The sequence below is a fragment of the Streptomyces sp. MUSC 14 genome, assembly GCF_001866675.1.
Classification (GTDB): domain Bacteria; phylum Actinomycetota; class Actinomycetes; order Streptomycetales; family Streptomycetaceae; genus Streptomyces.
In genome coordinates this window covers 1-480 of sequence record NZ_MLYN01000149.1, presented here as the reverse complement: position 1 = coordinate 480, position 480 = coordinate 1, and the positions used below count along the sequence as shown (strand labels likewise).

Below are 480 nucleotides of genomic sequence, written 5' to 3'. Positions count from 1 at the left end.
TGTCGTCTTTTGGTATCAGTGGTACGAACGCACACGTCATTCTGGAGGATGTCGTCGAGTCTCGGTCTGTTCCAGGGGCTGCGGCCGGGGTGCTTCCGTTTGTGGTGTCGGGGCGGACCGAGGACGGGTTGCGTGGGCAGGTTGAGCGTTTGCGGTCGTGGGTCTTGGCGCATGGCGAGGTGAGTTTGGGGGATGTGGCGTGGTCCTTGGCGAAGAGTCGGGCCGCGCTCGATCATCGGGCGGTTGTAGTCGCCGGTGATCGTGAGCAGTTGCTCGACGGACTGGCTGCGGGGTTCGGTGAGGCCGCGGCTCGTTCCGTTCCGGGGCGTCTGGCTTTTGTTTTTACTGGTCAGGGTGCGCAGCGTCGGGGTATGGGGCGGGAGTTGTATGAGGTGTTCCCGGTGTTTGCGCGGGCTTTTGACGCGGTGTGTGAGCAGTTCGGCCCTGGCGTGGGTGAGGTGGTTGCGGGGGCGGTTGTTG

Annotated in this window: 1 protein-coding gene and 1 pseudogene; both read left to right on the top strand. The window is 64.0% G+C overall.

Annotated features, from left to right (window positions below; translation table 11 throughout):
- Nucleotides 1-14: 14 nt before the first annotated feature.
- A pseudogene (locus tag BIV25_RS54915) lies at nucleotides 15-239 on the top strand (hypothetical protein); the annotation flags it as partial.
- Nucleotides 240-269: 30 nt separating this feature from the next.
- The coding region (locus BIV25_RS54020; protein ID WP_256257233.1) for an acyltransferase domain-containing protein at nucleotides 270-480 on the top strand (211 nt) is incomplete at its 3' end.